The following is an 18,704-nucleotide window of genomic DNA, read 5'->3' on the forward strand; positions in this document are numbered from 1 at the left end:
CCCTTGAGGGCCGGAACAGTAAAGCGCGTCATGACATTTTCAAAACGATATTCTGAACAAACCACGCCAACACCAGAAGGCAAGTCGGTAACATGATTTTCCAGGTAAGGCTGTTATTTAACTGAGAAATTTTATCGTTCAACTGATTGAATCTTTCATCAACCTTGTCGAACTTTTTATCAATCCTTTCGAACTTTTTATCGATGCTGTCGAACTTTTTATCAGCGTTGTCGAACCTCTGATCAAATTTCTCTTCCATCCGCTCAAACTTTTTATCGATACGTTTTTCAAGTTCCCCCAGTTCTCCCATGATTTCGAAACGCATAACAGCCTGCTCGGTTCGTACCGTTTCAATATCCGCTTTTGTCGCAAAATGTTCTGAACGCGCGGTTAGCACCGCCACATCCATCTGAATCTGCTGGGTAGTTTTTTCCAGCTGTTCGACCCGTTTGGTTAACTGTTCCATTTGCCGATCTCCTTTGTAACCCGCATCAAAAATTAGCGGTGGGAACACACGAGTTGTAGCGCTAATGGGGTAATCCATTACCGAATCCTCTTCTATAGCCTTGATTCACTCTTTCCACCACACCCGTAGTGAAACAGATTTGCACGGCGTTGACATTCCACGATCCCGCCATTCACAGCACTATTTTAGCGGGCAAGATTAAACAACAAGCACAGCGTGAACGGGCGCAAGCGGGATGAGAAGCGGGAATTAAAAAGAAGTGCGAGGACTCACGCAGAAAATCAGCAGAGGATTGCAACAGCAGACACGGAAGCCCGAGCGGGCTTCCGTTAAGTAAGACTTACGCGCTCAGCCAACCCAGTTTGATCACAAACAGAATCGACAGAATAATCAGCGCCGGATTAACCTCTTTGGTGCGACCGCTGAGCAGCTTAACCACCGTCCAGGTAATGAAACCAAACGCAATACCGTTGGCGATGGAGTAGGTCAGTGGCATGGTCAACGCCGTCACGGTAACCGGTGCCGCGGTGGTGATGTCTTTCCAGTCAATATCCGCTAAACCAGACGCCATCAGCACCGCTACAAACAGCAGCGCAGGTGCAGTTGCATACACAGGAACGCTGCCCGCCAGCGGGGAGAAGAACAGGCTCAGCAGGAACAGAATCGCTACCACAATCGCCGTCAAACCCGTGCGGCCACCGGCGCTGACGCCCGCAGCAGATTCCACATAGCTGGTGGTGGTTGAGGTACCGAGCAGCGAACCGAACAGCGCTGCGGCGCTATCGGCAATCAGCGCACGGCCCATTTTCGGCACGTTACCCTTCTCATCCGCTAAACCCGCGCGCTTGGTCACGCCCAGTAATGTCCCGGTGTTATCGAAAACGTCAACGAACAGGAAGGCGAAAATCACGCTGACCAGCCCCACGTTGAAGGCACCCGCGATATCCAGCTGCATAAAGGTTGGCGCGATGGAGGGCGGAGCGGAGAACACGCCGCCAAATGGCGTCAGGCCAATGCCCATCGAAATGAACGTCACCACCAGAATACCGATCAGCACCGCACCGGTGACGCGACGCGCTTCCAGCACCACAATGATGAAGAAGCCGAGCAGCGCCAGCAGCGGACCCGGTTTGGTCAGATCGCCCAGGCCAACCAGCGTGGCTGGGTTATCCACCACGATACCCGCGCCTTCCAGGGCGATAATCGCCAGGAACAGACCGATACCTGCGCCAATACCAGCCCGCAGCGGCAGCGGAATGCTGTTAATAATCCACTCACGAATTTTGAAAAGCGACATGGCAAAGAAGATCACCGCCGACAAGAACACCGCGCCGAGCGCGACTTGCCACGTGTAACCCATATGCAGAACCACGGTATAGGTAAAGAAGGCGTTGAGGCCCATACCCGGCGCGAGCGCAATCGGATAGTTAGCGATCAGACCCATTAATACGCAGCCAATCGCCGCCGCCAGACAGGTCGCCACGAAGACCGCCCCTTTATCCATGCCAGTTGCACCGAGAATGCTCGGGTTAACAAACAGGATATAAGCCATTGCCAGGAAGGTGGTGAGACCCGCAATGATTTCGGTGCGAACCGTTGTGTTATGCGCTTTTAATTTGAAGAGTTTTTCTAACATCATCATCTCTCATGAGCGGAGTCGGCACGAATGCGCGCGCTCCTTGCCAATGTGGTTTACATGCTTATTGTTGTATTGAAAGCGAAGCAAACTGGACAAAAGGTGGTAAAACCTTCCGCTTTCCCCTGTCCATATAGCAATAGCTATGCCACTCTCCGACGCAATCGATTACGTTTTCAATTGCGGTTACGGTTAGGATAATTCTGAACCAGAACGAGGCGCGATTATGGTGCATTGCACCGGCGCCGCGCAATCGTTTTCCCCTCTGGCTGTTCAACGCTCAAAATATTGCGGCACTGCACGCTTTCGCACTCTGCCAGGCGATGGCGCTCACGTTTCTGTTGCCTGAATCAGCAGGTAAAAAACCGCGGGTTACACTGCTTTTAACCCTTTCGTAACAAAAGAGGCGCGTCCATGAAGCCCGCGATTCTGGTGGTTGATGATGATCGTGCAGTGTGCGAACTGCTGCACGATGTGTTGAATGAGCATGTGTTTACCGTTTATAGCTGCCATCAGGGTAAAGATGCGCTGGCGCTGCTGGCCCAGCATCCGGACATTTCGCTGGTAATGCTGGATATGATGCTGCCTGATACCAACGGTTTGCTGGTGCTGCAGCAGATGCAGCGGCAACGACCCGACCTGCTGGTGATCATGCTAACCGGCATGGGATCAGAGGCGGATATGGTAGTCGGACTGGAAATGGGGGCCGACGATTACATCGCCAAACCCTTTAATCCGCGCGTGGTGGTGGCGCGTGCGCGTGCGGCCCTACGCCGCTGCGGTCGGCTGACGCAGCCAGAATATTTAGCGGATGAGGGCTGGCAATTTAACGGTTGGCGTCTGGATGATGCGCGCTGTCAGTTATTCAATCCACAACGTGAAAATGTGCCACTGACGCAGGGAGAATATGCCCTGTTGCGCGCGCTGGTGGCGCACGCGCGAAAAGTGTTAACCCGCGATCAGCTGCTGGAGCTGACGCACAGCGAGAGTCTTGAGGTGTTCGATCGCACTATAGATGTGCTGATTATGCGTCTGCGGCGCAAAATAGAAGCCAATCCGCATCAGCCCAGCCTGATCCGTACTATTCGCGGGCTCGGCTACGTCTTCTCCGCCGACGTAATGCGCCCCTCGTCCGCAGCGCGCGAAACGCAGATTGCCTGAGCCATCCAGCGCTGCATCTCGGCCAGTGGCCGCGTGCCGTCCAGCGCATTGGCTGCATGCAGATTAAAACAGGCGCAGGTATGCGCCAGCCGCAGTGTGTCCGTCAGCGACCAGCCTTCATGGCTGGCGTATAACACTCCCGCACAAAACGCATCGCCCGCCCCCACGCTGCCAACAATCTCTTCTGGCGCTAAGCACCATGCAGGTTGCCAACACCCTTCTCCGTCCGCTTGCTGGCCCCACGCGCCTTCCGGCGCATGAATCACCACCCGCTGGCGCACGCCTTGCTGCAGCAACCACGTCGCCGCCTCGGCAAACGCGGCGGGTGCAGCCAGTCCTTGCGGTGTGCGCAAACTGACGCCCGTGAGCGCTTGCGCTTCCAGTTCGTTAATGACCAGATAATCGAGCCAGCGCAGCGCGGGTACCACCAGCGGACGATACTCGCCGACGCGCGACACCAAATCGAGTGAAGTGAGATAACCACGCTGCTGCATCTGTGCCAGCAGCCGTGCGCTGCGCGTACCGAACTCGGCATCGGGCACATCAAGGCTATCGAGCAGCAGCAAATAGCCGAGGTGAAAAATGCGGTGCGAGGTGGTGACAGCCGCGAAATGCGGCAAATCGAGCTGACCATTGGCGCCGCGCGCGTGGAAGAAGGTGCGCTGGCCATCCGGCGTGGTCATCACCTGCGTCATCGCGGTGTTGATGCTTCGGGTGCGCAGCACAAACTGGCGATCGATATGATGCTCGTCCAGCAACTGCAGGATGAAGTCGCCATCGCTGTCCTCACCAATCATACCAACGCCCGCCAGCGGCAGATTTACCTGCATGCGCGCCAGAGTGAACAGCACGTTGAGCGCGGCACCGCCGCTGCTTTTTTCACTGTGCTGAATATCCGCCAGCCAGCCCTGATCCGGCCAGTGGCTGATTCGCTGAACGTGATCCACCAGCATGCTACCCGCCCCGATGATGCCGCTACGCCCCTCCATCTCAGGCCCTCCCGGCGCTGCCAAATACCTGCATCTGTTGCGCCACCACGTTGGCGATATTGCGCTCCACCGCCATCAGCAACTCGGCGAAGGCGTCGTAGCGCGCATCACGCTCGGTGATTTGCGTTTCAATCGCTCCGAGCGCCGCCTGCGACATGCCGGTATAGAAGTTAATTTTGTTGATGCCGAGGCTGATAGCACGCCGGAAATCGGCATCGCTAATCCCGGATCCGCCATGCAGCACCAGCGGAATGCCGGCCGTAGAACGAATCGCCGCCAATCGGTCGAAGTCGAGCTTCGGTTCGCCTTTATATTTGCCGTGCGCATTGCCAATCGCGACTGCCAGACAATCAATACCGGTCGAGTGGACGAAATCAGCGGCCTGCGCCGGATCGGTGAATTTATTACTATCGGCCTCACCAAACAGTGCGCCACCTTCATCGCCGCCTACCGCGCCGAGCTCTGCCTCCACCGATACGCCGAGCGCGTGGCACATCTTCACCACTTCACGCGTCTGACGCACGTTTTCGTCGTAGCTGAGCGTCGATCCATCAAACATCACTGAGGTAAAGCCGAGGCGAATCGCCTGCATTACCGCTTCAAAATGCAAGCCGTGATCGAGATGCAGCACCACCGGAATATCGTGCAGCGCTGCTTCGGTGCGTACCGCCGCTACCAACGATTCGAGGCTGACATATTTAAAATGCACCTCGGCAATACTGATAATAAACGGTGAGCGCTGCTGCTCAGCAGCCTGATACAGCGCGCGCAGGAAATGCGTGTCGAGGACGTTAAACGCGCCGAGCGCGTAACCATTTTGTTGCGCATGGGCTAAGCCCTGCGCCAGGGAGATCAGTGCCATGATGCGCTCCTTTATGCCAGCCAGCGGTGATATTCGTTACACAGCAGCCAGCGCGGTTCTTCATCTTCATCAAGCGGATTGAACCGCGCCAGCGGCGTGAGAAATACGTTGTCATGTTCGTCGTCGTTGGGCATCGAGACTTCACCCACCAGCACATCGCCGTAGCCCTCTTCGCCCCAGAAGCTGTGCCAGATGCCGGGCAGCAAGGTGACGCTTTCGCCGGGCGATAAGCGTAACTGCGAGCCAGCAGCATGGGTTTGGCGGATGCCATCGAGCGTGACGTCCACTGCCGTATCCGCCAGTTGATTACCAGCGCGGTTATGCAGTGTGACGATCAGATTGCCGCCGCCGCGATTGATGATGTCTTCCATCTTTTGCGGGTGATAATGCATCGGCGTTAGCTGCCCTTCGCGCACATGCATAATCTTCTCCGCGTAGGGCTTGCCCCACGGCTGCCCCCCGCGCGAGCCGTTGCGCAGCGTGAACAGGGTTAAACCGGTTTGATTAAAATCGTCGGCGCCGAAGCTAGTGACGTCCCAGCCGAGGTGCAGTGCCAGCAGTTCGCCAGCATGGTGTTTATCCAGCGCGCGCCACTGGCTGAGGCCGTAATCGGCCCATGGCGGCAGATGCACATCCTGACGCATAAAGAATTCGCGGGTACGTTGTAAGATCGCATTCACTTCAGAGCGTTGCATTGGCTCCTCCTTTTTTAGGTGAGTGCGCGCTGGCCCTCACCCTAACCCTCTCCCGCTGGCGGGAGAGGGAATGAAGAGGTGGAGCAAACGTAAAACTTTCAACTCTCTCGGGCAGCCCCCTCGCCCGCTTGCGGGAGAGGGCTGGAGTGAGGGAAAACCGCAATTATTTCACCGTCCAGCCCTTGTAGCCGCTAACGCTGTTGCGATCGATCATCGTCACCGGGATCAACACCGGCTTATCCGGCGCCGGTTTGCCCTGCAGAATGTCGTAACCGATCTCTACCGCTTTCGCCGCCATCACCTGCGGATCCTGCGCTGGCGTCGCAACGAACAGCGAGCCTTTGCGTTTCAGCGCCTCTTCACCGTCAGGCGATCCATCGACGCCCACAATAAAGAACTCATTACGCTGCGCCTGTTTCGCCGCTAAATCGGCGCCAATCGCGGTGGGGTCGTTGATGGCAAACACCGCATCAATCTTCGGATTGGCCGACAGCAGGCCAGTCATCACCTCCAGCCCCCCTTCGCGGCTGCCTTTGGCGTTCTGGTTATAGGAGAGCAGTTTGATATCCGGATGGGTTTTCAGCTCGGTCATGCAGCCTTCCACGCGATTCTGCACCGCCGAAACCGGCGGCCCGTTAATGATCACCACGTTGCCTTTGGCCTTCAGACGATCGGAAATGTATTTACACGCCATCGCACCGGCGGCGGTGTTATCGGATGTGATGGTGGCGTTGGCGCCATCTGCCGCCACGTCCACCGCCACCACCACAATGCCGGCATCACGCGCACGTTTCACCGCAGGCGCAATACCTTTGGAATCGGCGGCGTTGAGGATAATCATGTCCACTTTGGCGGCGATAAAGTTATCAATCTGCCCCACCTGCTGGCCAAGATCGTAACCGCTCGACACCAGCGTCACGTTGACTTTATCGCCCGCCAGCTCCCGCGCCTTAAGCTCCGCGCCTTTAGTGATCTGCACGAAGAACGGGTTGGCGAGATCGCCGACCGTCACGCCGATAGATTTCAGTTCTTTTGCCTGAGCCACGCCAGCACTGAACAGCGTCGCCGCCAGCAGCCCGGTTACAATCGGATTAAAACGCATAGTCGATGTTCTCCTGCTTATTTTGGTTTTTATGATGAGTGCTCGCTGTCCCCCATCCCAGCCTTCCCCCGCAAGCGGGGGAAGGAGACGCTGCCACATGCCACTTCAAAACTCACATATGGCAGCATCTTCCTCCCCCATTAATGGGGGAGGACCGAGGAGGGGGACAGCCGGCACGTTACAACTCAACTCACGTGATGCCGTGTCCGATACTTATCTATCAGCACCGCGATAATGATCACCGCGCCCTTAATCACTAACTGCCAGAAATACGACACGCCCATCAGCGTCATGCCATTGTTCAGCGTGGCGATAATCAGCGCACCAATCAGCGTGCCGGTAATCGTGCCGATGCCACCAACAAAGCTGGTGCCGCCGAGAATCACCGCTGCAATTGCATCCAGCTCATAACCGACGCCGAGATTGCCGTTGGCGCTGTACAAGCGCGAGGCGCTCATCAGTCCGCCGAGTCCGGACAGCAACCCACTCATGGCGTAGACAAACAGCAGCACCACGCCGACTTTGATGCCGGTCAGACGCGCGGCCTGCACGTTGCCGCCTACCGCATAGATGTGCACGCCAAGCGTGGTGCGACGCAGAATGAACCAGCACAGCGCAATCACCGCAAAGGCGATAATGATCAGCCACGGCACCGGCCCAAGGTAGCCATTGCCGATCCACTCAAAGTTAATATCGGAGTTAATTACCGTGGTGCCGTCAGCCAGCAGATAGGCCGCACCGCGCAGTGCGGTATAGGTGCCCAGCGTGACAATGAAGGGCGGCAGCCCAGCCCACGCCACCAAAATGCCGTTGAACAACCCCATAATCAGCCCGGCACCCAAGGCCGCCGGAATGGTGAGCGACGCGAAAGCGGGATCGAGCGACACCACCATCGCCACCACCGCCGTAGTGCCGAGCATCGATCCCACCGATAAATCAATCCCGCCGGTAAGAATCACAAAGGTCATGCCCGCCGCCAGCACGATGTTGATCGACGCCTGGCGCGTAATATTCAGCAGATTGCCCTCGGTGAAGAAGTTCGGCGTGACAAAGCCAAACACCGCCACGATCAGGATAAGAATCGGCAGGATGCCGACGGTTTGCAGCAGGTCGCTCATTAACGCGCGCTTCAGCGTTGGGCTTTTTACGCGTGCGGATTCACTGGTCATTGCGCTCTCCTCAGGCCTGAACCGGCTGCGCGCCGGTGGCCAGTGTCATAATGTTTTCCTGGCTGATCTCTGCCCCACTCAACTCGCCGGCAATCGATCCCTCGCGCATCACATATACGCGGTCGCTCATGCCCACCACTTCCGGCAATTCGCTGGAGATCATCAAAATCGCCACGCCCTGCTGCGCCATCTGCTGCATCATGCGGTAGATTTCGCTTTTGGCGCCGACATCCACGCCGCGCGTCGGCTCGTCGAGAATCAGGATGCGCGGTGCAATCGCCACCCAGCGTGAAATCAACAGCTTCTGCTGATTTCCGCCGGACAAACCGCCGGCGCGCACCTGCGCATGCGGCACGCGAATGTTCAGGGCATCAATCGCTTCGCTGGCGATGGTCTGCCCTTTGCGCCGGTTCAGCAGGCCGTAACTGGCATCGCGCTCCAGCGTCGCCATCACAATGTTGTCCTGCGCCGCCAGTTCGAGGAACAGGCCTTGCTCTTTACGGTTCTCGGTGAGAAAGCCGATACCGCGCGCAATCGCGTCACGTGGAGAGTGAATCTGCACCTTTTCCCCGTCGATCCAGATCTCGCCGCCGCTCGGTTTATGCACGCCGAAAATCAGCTGCGCCAGCTCGCTGCGCCCGGCACCGACCAGGCCCGCCAGGCCGACGATCTCGCCGGCGCGCACCACTAAGCTGCTGGGGCGGACTTTGTGTTTGTCGCACAGGTGATTGACCGCCAACCGGATGTCGCCGAGCGGAATAGTGCGGTCTTTGTTAAACAGGTCGCTGAGCGGGCGGCCAACCATCATGCGCACCAGCTCGCTGGCGTTGAGCTGTTCACGCGTCAGGCTGCCGACATACTCACCGTCGCGCAGCACGCTGACGCGATCCGAGAGTTCATACACTTCCGCCATGCGGTGGCTGATATAGATGATCGCCATACCTTCGCTGCGCAGACGTTTTATCAGCGCAAACAGCTGCTCTGTTTCGCGATTCGACAGCGCTGCGGTAGGTTCATCCATTACCAGAATGCGGCTGTTGCGGTGCAGCGCGCGGGCGATTTCCACCTGCTGCTGCTCGGCAATACTGAGACGGCTGACCAAATCGGTGGCGTTGAACTGTGCGCCCAGGCGATCGATCACCCGCTGCGCCTCCTCCGCCATCTGGCGACGCTTCACCAGCCCGCCGCGCGTGATTTCACTGCCGAGAAAGATGTTTTCTGCCACCGTCAGATTCGGTGCCAGATTGATCTCCTGATAAATCAGTGTGATGCCTGCCGCCAACGCCTCTTTTGGGCCTTTAATGGCATACGGCTGGCCGTCGATAAGAATTTCCCCGCTGCTGGCGGTATAGGCACCGGCCAGAATTTTCATCAGTGTACTTTTGCCTGCGCCGTTTTCGCCCATCAGCGCATGCACTTCACCGGGCCACACCGTGAGATCCACGCCCTTAAGCGCATAGAAATTGCCAAAGCGCCGGGTGATACCACGCATCGAGAGTATCGGAGTGCCGTCCATTGAGAGGCTCCTGCTGGCAAAGGTTGCAGCGAGTAAAGCCTGTCCAGATAAATGGAAAATGTCAGCGACCGTTCATATTTGTCATATTTCGCCCCGCTCGCGCTTCTATACTCGCCGGGAGTTACGCGGTAAAAGGTGGCGAAAATGAGTCACGGTCTGCACTGGCACGCTGGCGCGCGAAGTCGCCTGCTGCTGTTTAATCTGCTGGTAATGTCGGTGACGCTGGCGGTGAGCCTGGTGGCAATTTTTGGATTTCGCCACGCAGGTCACATTCAGGAACAGGCGCAGGCGCAAACCCTGGCCGATATGAACGGCAGCCTGGCGCTGGCACGCGATACCGCCAACGTGGCGATCGCTGCCGTGCGCCTGTCGCAGGTGGTCGGTGCGCTGGAGTATCAGAGCGAATCGGCGCGCCTGCAGCAAACTCAACTCGCGTTACAGCAGTCGCTGACGCTGCTGGCTCACGCGCCGCTCGCCGCGCAGCAGCCGCAACAGCTGACGCACATTCGTGAACGCAGCCAGATGCTGGAACAGAGCATTAATCAGCTCCTGCGCGCAGGTCATCAACGCCACTTGCAGCGCAACGTAATGCTGAGTGGCCTGTGGCAATCGCAGCTGCTGCTGAACCGAATTGATCTGCTCACGCAAGCCTATTCCCCTTCTGACGCGCTGCGCCAGCAAACGCACAGCTTATTAAGCGTAGCGATTCAATCTTCGGCACCGCAGGCGGCGGTGCAGCAGTTGCAATCGGTGCTGCGCCAGTGGCGAGCGTTAACGCTGAGCGGCGTGCTCAATATTCAGGTTCAGCGGTTGATCGCCACCAGCAGCGACCTCTTGCCGGTGGCGCAGCAGCTGGAGCAGAGTGATATCGCCATCGCCTACGCCACCTACCGCATTAAAGCACTGGTGGCGATGCTCAACGACGACATCACGCATTATGTGCAGCTGGTGGCGCAGCAGAGCGACGCACGCAGCGCGGTCACGCACGAAGAGCTGGATTCAATCATCGGTTTTATCGGCCTGTTTATGCTGCTGGCATTGCTGATCACCGGCTACGCCGGTTACTACATCTACCGTAATCTCGGTTCGAGCCTGACCGCCATCGCCCACGCCATGACGCGGCTGGCGCAGGGCGAAAAGAGCGTCAACGTGCCGGGCCTGGCGCGCCGCGATGAACTGGGCGATCTGGCGCGCGCCTTCAACGTGTTTGCCCGCAACACCGCCTCGCTGGCGCACACCTCGCGCCTGCTGAAAGAGAAAAGTAACCAGCTGGAATCCACTTTCCTCGCCATGCGCGATGGTTTTGCCTTGTTTGATAACAGCGGCCAGCTGGTGGTGTGGAATGCACAATATGCCGAGCTGCTGGGCATCGCGCCGCGTGAACTGCATCGCGGCTTGCACTATCAGCAGCTGCTAACCCGCGTCAATATCCAGCTCAACGGGCTGGCGGATGCACAGGAAGTCCGCCTGGATGATGGGCGCACGCTGGAGCTGCGTTTCAGCCCGGTGCCGCGTCGTGGCATGGTGAATACCGTGCTGGAGCGCACCACGCGTAAGGCACTGGAAGAGGCGCTGCTGCACAGCCAGAAGATGAAAGCCGTTGGCCAGCTAACCGGCGGACTGGCGCATGACTTCAATAACCTGCTGGCGGTGATTATTGGCAGCCTGGCGCTAACCGTCGATCAGCTGCCGCCCGGCACGCTCGCAAGCCGCATCGAACGCGCCCGTCAGGCCGCCGACCGCGCGGCGCAGCTCACCCAGCGATTGCTGGCCTTCTCGCGCAAACAGGCGCTCTACCCGCGCGCGGTTGCGGTGGTGGAGCTGGTGGATAATCTGCATTCGCTGTTGCAGCACGCGCTGCTGCCCGGTCAGCAGCTGGTGATCGATGCGCAGCGCCCCGGCTGGCCAGCGTGGATTGATGCCGGCCAGCTGGAGAACGCGTTGATCAATCTGGTGGTGAATGCGCGTGATGCCATGGCGCAACAGAGCGGGGAAATCCGTCTGCGCATCTGGAATCAACGCAAACAGGAGGCCGACGGCAAGCGCGATCGCGTCACCATTGAAGTGATCGACCACGGCTGCGGCATGTCGGCCGAGGTGCGCGAGCAGGTATTCGAGCCGTTCTTCACCACCAAAGCCATCGGCAGCGGCAGCGGTTTGGGCTTATCGATGGTCTATGGTTTTGTGCGCCAGTCCGGCGGACAAATCGAGCTGGAAACCGCGCCCGGCCAGGGCACCACCGTGCGCCTGCTGCTGCCACGTGCACCCGAAGCGGCGCAGCCGCTCAGCGTGCCGCCGCCGTTAGTGCCGCAGCGCAGCAACGACCGGCTGGTGCTGGTGCTGGATGACGAGCCGACGGTGCGGCAAACGCTGTGCGAGCATCTGCATCAGCTCGGTTATCTGACGCTGGAGTGTGGCGATGGCGAAAGCGCCCTGGCGCTGCTGCGTCAGACGCCGGATATCGAACTGCTGATCAGTGATTTGATGCTGCCGGGCGGGATTAACGGCGCGGATGTAATTCGTCAGGCGCAGGCGCAGTGGCCGCAGCTGGCTACCGTGTTAATCAGCGGCCAGGATCTGCGCCAGACTCCGGTGACGCTGCCGCTGTGTGAGCGGCTGGCGAAACCCTGGCAGCAGGCGCAGCTGGTGCAGGCGCTAGAGCGCGCCTGGCAGCGCAGTGAACGGCTTAATCGCGCGCGGCAGGCTGCCACAGCGGCACCCCTTTCCCCGTGATGTAGCGTTTACGCAGCTTGCTGGAGATGACATCCATCATCATCACCACTGCCACCAGGATAAGGGTCAGAAACATCACCACATCCCAGTTCCACAGGCGCATGTTCTCGGCATACACCAGGCCAACGCCCCCGGCGCCGACAAAGCCGAGCACCGCCGCCGAACGGGTGTTGGACTCAATCTGATACAGACTGAGTGCGAGGAAGGTCGGGAATGATTGCGTGAAAATGCCGTAACGGTGTTTCTGCAGGCTGTTAGCGCCCACCGCGCTCAGGCCGCGGCTCGGTGAGCGCTCCACCGCTTCGTGCCCTTCGGCATACAGTTTGCCGAGCAGGCCCACGTCCTGCATCACAATCGCCAATACCCCCGCCAGCGGCCCCATCCCCACGGCGCGCACGAAGATCAGCCCCCAAATCGCCATATCAATGCCGCGCAGCACATCGAGCACGCGGCGCACCACCAGTGAAATCGGTCGCGTTAGCGGATCGTGCATCACGTTGCGCGCCGCAAGGAACGAAACCGGCAGCGCGATAAGTGAAGCGGTTAGCGTGCCGGAAAACACAATCGCCAGCGTAATCCCCACCTGAGTGAAGTAGTAGCCAAACGGCCAGTTGAGGAAATCCTGCCAGACAAACATGCGCAGGAAATAACGGCTAAGCTGCTGGCAGCCGATGAGAAAGCGGCTCCACTCAATGCCAAAAAATTCAAAAAAGAACAGGTAGTAAAGCGCGATGGCCAACGCCACCAGCGCCACGCGACGCAGATAGCGATGCTGGGCAGCAAACAGCGCAGCATGCTCCTGTTTGAGTTTGGCGACATCCGGCGCTAAGGCAATCATGGCACGTCTCCTTCTACCACGCGGCGACGCAGCCAGCCGGACAGCGTATCCAGCAGCGACACCACCACAATAATCAGCAACAGCGTGATGCTGACCTGATCGTAGCGATCGAGTTTGATATTGGTCATCAGCTCCTGGCCGATGCCGCCCGCGCCGACTAAGCCGAGAATAGTCGAAGAGCGGAAGTTAATTTCCAGACGCATAAAGCTGTAGGAGAGAAACGTTGGTTTGACCTGCGGCCAGAAGGCGAAGCGCATGCGCTGCAGTTTGCTGGCACCGCAGGCGGCCAGGCCGCGCACCGGTTTATCCGAGGCGCTCTCAATCGCTTCGTAGAACAGTTTGGTCAGGCTGCCGACGGTGTGAAGCGCCAGTGCGAGGAAGCCGGGAATGGCGCCAATGCCGAACGCCATCACAAACATTACCGCCCACGCCAGTTCGGGCATGGTACGCAGGAAGGCGACGAACGCGCGGATCGCCATGCGCAGGCTGCGCGGCGTTTGGGTGTTATCGGCGGCGAAAAACGCCAGCACACCAGCAACGCCGACCGCCACGATGGTCGACGACAGCGCCAGCTGCAAGGTTTCCCAGATCAGCGGCAGCTGGAAGTGCAGACGATAGCCCCAATAGGCCAGCGAACCTTCGGTTTTGCCATCAGCGAACAGCAACGACAGGTGCAGCACCGGCAGTGTTTCACCGATGTAGTCAAAGAAGTGTGGCAGCGATTGCCAGATGGTGAGCAGATTGAATTCAGCCATCTTGCCCGCGGCCAAATAAAGCGCCAGCAACAGCAGCGACCACAGCAGCGAGTCGCGTTTTTGCTGGCGGCGGATGCGTTGGTAGTAGTGTTCGAAATCGGTCAAGAGGGAGATTCCTGTTGGTTGGGGTGGTGTGCTGGCTGGTTCGTGCTGGCTGTCCCCCATCCCGGCCTTCCCCCACTTGTGGGGGAAGGAGACGTTGCCACATGCAGCTGCATAAGCAACATATGGCAGCATCTTCCTCCCCCGCTCGCGGGGGAGGACCGAGGAGGGGGACAGCCAGCACTATCCCTGCAGCAGCGAGCACCCAATAAATTACCCGCGCGACCCTTTCATCAAATCACGCTTCATATCGATAATATTCTGATAATCCGCCACGGTTGCCGGGCCGATGTGCTGGGCACCGCCCACCGCTTTAACAAAGCAGCCGTGATCTTCTTTATCCAGTTTCTTGATGGTTGCCACCACTTTCGCTTTGAAGTCAGCGGGCAAGTTGTTGCTCACCAGAATCGGGCCGTTCGGGATCAGCGGTGACTGCCAGATAATGCGGATTTGCTTCATCAGATCCGGATGATCCATACGAATCAAACGACCAAAGGCGCCGGAGGTATAACCGCTTTCGCGGTCGCCAATCAGCGACGTCCAGGTCACCGCGCCGTCAAACTGACCGTTCAGCACGCCGAGGATGTCCTGCTCGTGGCCGCCCGAGAAGGTCACGCTGGAGAAGGTGTTGTTGTACTTGTCATCAACCGAGCCGCCGAACGCTTTCTTAAATGCCTGGTTTGGCATCAGGAAGCCGGAGGTTGAATCCGGATCGGCCATGCCGAATGATTTGCCCTTCAGGTCTTCCAGCTTTTTGTACGGGCTGTCCGCTTTAACGATCACCACCGAGTGATAGCCCTGGGAACCGTCTTTGTCATCCACCACAATGCCGACTACATCTACCGCTTTTGGGTTCTGCAGATAAACCGAAGCGTAAGAGGCTGGCGACATACTCAGTACCAGATCGATTTTGTTGCCCAGCAGGCCCTGAATCACGCCGGAGTAGTCAGACGAGTTGCGCAGTTTGGTATCGACCTGCAATTCTTTATCGAAGAAATCTTTCACGCATTGGTTATCGCCAATCTGCTGCGTGGCGTTCTGGCCGCCAAGAATGCCGAGATTCAGTTCTTTTGGTGCTTCCGCTGCGTTAACGCCAAAAGCCATCGCAATAGTCAGTAAAGCTAAAGAGGTCAGTTTCATTGGTGGTTGTTCTCTTGCCGTGGAAGTTAGTGGAGCTGGTTAATTTCGTCGCCGTACAGCTCATGCATCAGGCCGTCGGTCAACTGGGAAGGATGTCCATCAAACAGCACTCTGCCGCGCTGAATGCCGATAACGCGGGTGCAGTAGCTTTTCACCAGTTCGATTGAGTGCAGGTTGACCATCACGCTGATGCCCTGCTCGCTCACCTGGCGCAGCACGTCCATGATGCGTTTGGTATTTTTCGGATCGAGTGACGCCACCGGCTCATCCGCCAGCAGAATGCGCGGGTTCTGCATCAGCGCCCGGCAAATCGCCACGCGCTGCATCTGGCCGCCAGAGAGGTTTTCCGCGCGCTGCAGCGCCTGCGGCAGCATGTTCATCCACTGCAACAGCTCGATGGCGCGGGCGCGGTCAGTTTCGGAAAACACTTTGAAGAACGATTTGAGCGTTGAGGTCTGGCTTAAACGCCCCAGCAGCACGTTGGTCAGCACATCGAGGCGCGGCACCAGACAGAAATCCTGGAAGATCATGCCGCATTCGCTGCGCCATTCACGCATCTGGCGGCTATTCAGCGTCACCACATCGCGATCCACTTCGCCCTGGCGATTGCTAAGAATCGCGCCCTGTGAGGCGCTGATAGTGCCGTTGAGCATATGCAGCAGCGTCGATTTGCCTGCGCCTGAGCGGCCAATCACCGCCACCAGCTCGCCCGCATGCAGATCGAAGCTCACATTATCCAGCACCAGGTTGGCGCCGTACGCTTTGCACAATCCCTGCACCGACAGCACCTTGTTGCCCTGCCCGGTGAGGGGCGGAAAAGGATTGTCGACGACGGTTTTCAGTAATGCTTGTGCCATGGTGCACTCCATCTCTTCTGAGCGGTTGATTGCCCGCTATTACGGGCAAATCGCATGAAAGCTTGATGACAGTAAAATGATTAAACGGTGACAGCGCGTTTTCACGGCAAAGCGTGGTGATCGGCACCGCACCCATCCGGGCATTGCGCAATAAATTGCGCCGCTACGGATGGTGCGAATGGTGAGAACGAGACATACAAAACGCACGTATCCGTAGCGGCGCGATTTATCGCGCACCTAGCAAATGTCGCAGCTGCTCGAGCGTATCGCTCAGCGCACCATCGTTGTTCAACGCATAGCAGTGCGCCGGCAAGGGTTCGGCCGCGCGCGCTAGCCTCTTCTCGATTTCCGCTTCCGACTCGCGCCCACGTTGGCGCAGCCGCTGTTCCAGCACCGTTGGCGACACCTGCAACACCAGCGGCAACAGCTGGGCACCGTAATGCTGCTGCACCCGCGGCAGATGCAGACGCGAACCGTTGACCAGCACGTTAAGTCCCTGCGCCAGCCACAGATCGATCTCCTTACCCAGCGCATAGTGCAGGCCATGCGCCTGCCAGCTGACGGCAAACAGACCGAGCGCTTCACGCCGCCGGAACTCCAGCTCGCTCAACGCCACATGGTTCTCGCCGCCGGCATCGGCCGCGCGCGTAATGTAGCGATGGGCGATCAGCAGGTTATCCGGCGGCGCCTCACGCAACGCATTCAGCAGACTGTCTTTGCCCGCGCCCGAAGGCCCGGTCAGCCAGATGAGGCGCGCCATCAGAACACCAACTTGCCTTGCGACCAGACGTGACGAATATGCGAATGTCCGTGATCGGTATGCGCCAGCACCAAATCGGCACGCAGCCCTTCGGCGATGCGACCGCGATCGTGCAGGCCAATGGCCTGTGCCGGATTACGCGTCACCAGCGCCGCCGCCTGCGGCAGCGTCAGCGTATTGCGTTCATCAGCGACCAAACGGAACACCGCGTCGAGCAGACTGGCGGGATAATAATCGGAGGAGAGAATATCCAGCAGGCCGTGGCTGGCGAGTTGCGCCGCCGCCACGTTGCCGGAGTGCGATCCGCCGCGCACGATGTTAGGCGCCCCCATCAGCACCTGCATGCCACATTCCCGTGAGGCGCGCGCCGCTTCCAGCGTGGTGGGGAATTCGGCGATGGCGCTGCCGACATCATGCGATTCGGCGACGTGTGCCGCCGTGGCATCATCGTGGCTGGCCAGCGGAATGCCGCGCGAACGGCACAAACTGGAGATGGCATTGCGGTTCGGCGTCGAGAACTCAGCGGCCAGCGCCAGCTGTTCGCGCTCAAACTGATCCATCTGCTCGTCGCTGAGCTGATATTTGCCCTGATAATAGGTGCGATACATCTCCAGCGAGGCGTACTGGCGCTGGCCCGGCGAGTGATCCATCAGCGACACCAGCGACAGCTCCGGCGTATTCATCAGCGCTTCAAACAGCGGCAGCGTGGTGTTGTGCGGCAGCTCGCAGCGCAGATGCAAATGGTGATCGGCGCGGTTAATCCCTTTGCGATTGCTGTCCTGAATCGCGTCGATCATTTTCGTCAGATTATCCAGACGATGGCCGCCATCACGCACGTCGCCGACGCCAATCGCATCCAGCACCGTGGTAATGCCGCTGGAGACCATCAGCGCATCATGGCTGCTCATCGCCGAGTGCACCGGCCAATCGACTTTCGGGCGTGGCGTGAAGAATTTATCGAGGTTATCGGTATGCAGCTCCACCAAACCCGGCAGCAGGAAGGCGTTTTCGCCATCCAGTGCACCCGGCAGCTGACTAACGCTGTCGCTGAAGCTGGCAATGCGTCCATCGCGGATCTCCAGCGATCCGGCCACCACTTCCTGCTCCAGCACCAGCCGGACGTTATTAATAATCATGCTTCTGCTCCTGTGTTGACTGGCTGCATGACGTGCAGGCGATCGGCGACGCGCTCGCGCACCGCTTCGTCATGGAAAATACCGACAATAGCGGCACCACGGGCGCGCGCCTGCTCAATCAGTTCCACCACCGCGGCGCTGTTGGCGCTATCCAGCGAGGCGGTCGGCTCATCCAGCAGCAGTACTGGATAGTCGGCGATAAATCCGCGCGCGATATTGACGCGCTGCTGCTCACCGCCGGAAAAGGTCGACGGCGCTAGCGACCATAAACGCTCCGGCACGTTGAGGCGCGTTAGCAGCTCTTTGGCGCGCTTTTCGCAGAAGGCGCGTGCGGTACCGCGCTCCAGCAGCGGCTGCATGACGATTTCCAGCGTCGGCACGCGCGGAATAACGCGCAGAAACTGGCTGACCCAGCCAACGGTATGGCAGCGAATCGCCAGAATCTGCCGCGCGGGCGCACTGGCCATGTCGATCCATTCACCCTGATGTTGCAGCCAGATATGGCCGCTGTTGGCCTGATAATTGCCGTACAGCGCGCGCAGCAGCGTCGATTTTCCGCTGCCTGAGCGGCCATGCAGCACCACGCATTCGCCGCCGCTGACTTCAAGATTGGCATTCTGCAGCACCGGCAGCGCGGCGCTGCTCTGGTTGTGCAGCACAAAAGTTTTGCTGAGTTGCTCTACGCGCAATAAAGGTTGCATGTTGATGTCCTGATGAATTCATTCATTGCCTGCACAGCATCGTAGCGGCGCGATTCATCGCGCGTAGTTGCGACACCGTGCCTGCG

17 protein-coding genes are annotated in these 18,704 nt (G+C 58.6%); 2 read left to right on the forward strand and 15 right to left on the reverse strand.

Annotated elements, in window-relative coordinates; all coding sequences use genetic code 11:
• Positions 1-28 precede the first annotated feature (28 nt).
• Together WH298_RS01880 and WH298_RS01885 are read right to left on the reverse strand one after the other, a co-directional pair.
• Positions 29-544: a hypothetical protein gene (locus tag WH298_RS01880; RefSeq protein ID WP_238344407.1), complete on the reverse strand. Its 516-nt coding sequence runs from the start codon at positions 542-544 to the stop codon at positions 29-31.
• A 262-nt stretch (positions 545-806) separates the two neighbouring features.
• Positions 807-2,105, reverse strand: a complete 1,299-nt coding sequence (locus WH298_RS01885) for an NCS2 family permease (RefSeq protein WP_007891620.1) — start codon at positions 2,103-2,105, stop codon at positions 807-809.
• A 411-nt stretch (positions 2,106-2,516) separates the two neighbouring features.
• Here WH298_RS01885 and WH298_RS01890 point away from each other — a divergent pair, with 411 nt between their 5' ends.
• Positions 2,517-3,263 (forward strand): response regulator, encoded by a 747-nt coding sequence (locus tag WH298_RS01890; protein ID WP_180822061.1) that lies wholly within the window; start codon positions 2,517-2,519, stop codon positions 3,261-3,263.
• Here WH298_RS01890 and WH298_RS01895 read toward each other — a convergent pair.
• The 6 genes from WH298_RS01895 to WH298_RS01920 all read right to left on the reverse strand — a co-directional run bounded on the left by WH298_RS01895 (position 3,200) and on the right by WH298_RS01920 (position 9,596).
• Positions 3,200-4,252 (reverse strand): carbohydrate kinase family protein, encoded by a 1,053-nt coding sequence (locus WH298_RS01895; RefSeq protein WP_180822062.1) that lies wholly within the window; start codon positions 4,250-4,252, stop codon positions 3,200-3,202. The two genes, WH298_RS01890 and WH298_RS01895, sit on opposite strands and share 64 nt — an antisense overlap.
• 1 nt (position 4,253) lies before the next feature.
• The gene (locus WH298_RS01900; RefSeq protein WP_049852543.1) at positions 4,254-5,114 is read right to left on the reverse strand and encodes a ketose 1,6-bisphosphate aldolase; all 861 of its coding nucleotides are present in this window, start codon (positions 5,112-5,114) and stop codon (positions 4,254-4,256) included.
• Between the two features lie 11 nt (positions 5,115-5,125).
• Entirely contained in the window at positions 5,126-5,809 is a 684-nt protein-coding gene (locus WH298_RS01905; protein WP_180822063.1) for a D-lyxose/D-mannose isomerase, read from the reverse strand.
• A gap of 163 nt (positions 5,810-5,972) precedes the next feature.
• Positions 5,973-6,911 (reverse strand): ABC transporter substrate-binding protein, encoded by a 939-nt coding sequence (locus WH298_RS01910; RefSeq protein WP_007891611.1) that lies wholly within the window; start codon positions 6,909-6,911, stop codon positions 5,973-5,975.
• Between the two features lie 185 nt (positions 6,912-7,096).
• Complete coding sequence (locus WH298_RS01915; RefSeq protein WP_049852541.1) at positions 7,097-8,080, reverse strand: ABC transporter permease subunit; 984 nt, start codon at positions 8,078-8,080, stop codon at positions 7,097-7,099.
• Positions 8,081-8,090: 10 nt separating this feature from the next.
• Positions 8,091-9,596: a sugar ABC transporter ATP-binding protein gene (locus WH298_RS01920; RefSeq protein ID WP_007891760.1), complete on the reverse strand. Its 1,506-nt coding sequence runs from the start codon at positions 9,594-9,596 to the stop codon at positions 8,091-8,093.
• 144 nt (positions 9,597-9,740) lie between these two features.
• On the opposite strand from WH298_RS01920, the gene WH298_RS01925 reads away from it, so the two are divergent.
• Positions 9,741-12,329: an ATP-binding protein gene (locus tag WH298_RS01925; RefSeq protein ID WP_180822064.1), complete on the forward strand. Its 2,589-nt coding sequence runs from the start codon at positions 9,741-9,743 to the stop codon at positions 12,327-12,329.
• Here the strand turns inward: WH298_RS01925 and phnE (WH298_RS01930) are convergent.
• The 7 genes from phnE (WH298_RS01930) to phnL form a co-directional block, all read right to left on the reverse strand.
• Entirely contained in the window at positions 12,283-13,167 is an 885-nt protein-coding gene (gene phnE, locus WH298_RS01930) for a phosphonate ABC transporter, permease protein PhnE (protein ID WP_007891762.1), read from the reverse strand. The two genes, WH298_RS01925 and phnE (WH298_RS01930), sit on opposite strands and share 47 nt — an antisense overlap.
• Positions 13,164-14,027: a phosphonate ABC transporter, permease protein PhnE gene (gene phnE / locus WH298_RS01935; protein ID WP_180822065.1), complete on the reverse strand. Its 864-nt coding sequence runs from the start codon at positions 14,025-14,027 to the stop codon at positions 13,164-13,166. The genes phnE (WH298_RS01930) and phnE (WH298_RS01935) overlap by 4 nt, the downstream gene beginning before the upstream one ends.
• 210 nt (positions 14,028-14,237) lie before the next feature.
• A complete protein-coding gene (gene phnD, locus WH298_RS01940) occupies positions 14,238-15,164 on the reverse strand; it encodes a phosphonate ABC transporter substrate-binding protein (protein ID WP_007891764.1) in 927 nt (308 codons plus the stop codon).
• A gap of 26 nt (positions 15,165-15,190) precedes the next feature.
• Entirely contained in the window at positions 15,191-16,021 is an 831-nt protein-coding gene (gene phnC / locus WH298_RS01945) for a phosphonate ABC transporter ATP-binding protein (protein ID WP_180822066.1), read from the reverse strand.
• Positions 16,022-16,247: 226 nt separating this feature from the next.
• Positions 16,248-16,781, reverse strand: coding sequence for a ribose 1,5-bisphosphokinase (phnN, locus tag WH298_RS01950; protein ID WP_180822067.1), 534 nt, complete (start codon positions 16,779-16,781; stop codon positions 16,248-16,250).
• Positions 16,781-17,917, reverse strand: a complete 1,137-nt coding sequence (gene phnM / locus WH298_RS01955) for an alpha-D-ribose 1-methylphosphonate 5-triphosphate diphosphatase (RefSeq protein WP_180822068.1) — start codon at positions 17,915-17,917, stop codon at positions 16,781-16,783. The genes phnN and phnM overlap by 1 nt, the downstream gene beginning before the upstream one ends.
• Positions 17,914-18,618, reverse strand: a complete 705-nt coding sequence (phnL, locus tag WH298_RS01960; protein WP_085982497.1) for a phosphonate C-P lyase system protein PhnL — start codon at positions 18,616-18,618, stop codon at positions 17,914-17,916. The genes phnM and phnL overlap by 4 nt, the downstream gene beginning before the upstream one ends.
• Between the last annotated feature and the right edge of the window lie 86 nt (positions 18,619-18,704).

Source organism: Pantoea nemavictus (assembly GCF_037479095.1).
Taxonomy (GTDB): domain Bacteria; phylum Pseudomonadota; class Gammaproteobacteria; order Enterobacterales; family Enterobacteriaceae; genus Pantoea; species Pantoea nemavictus.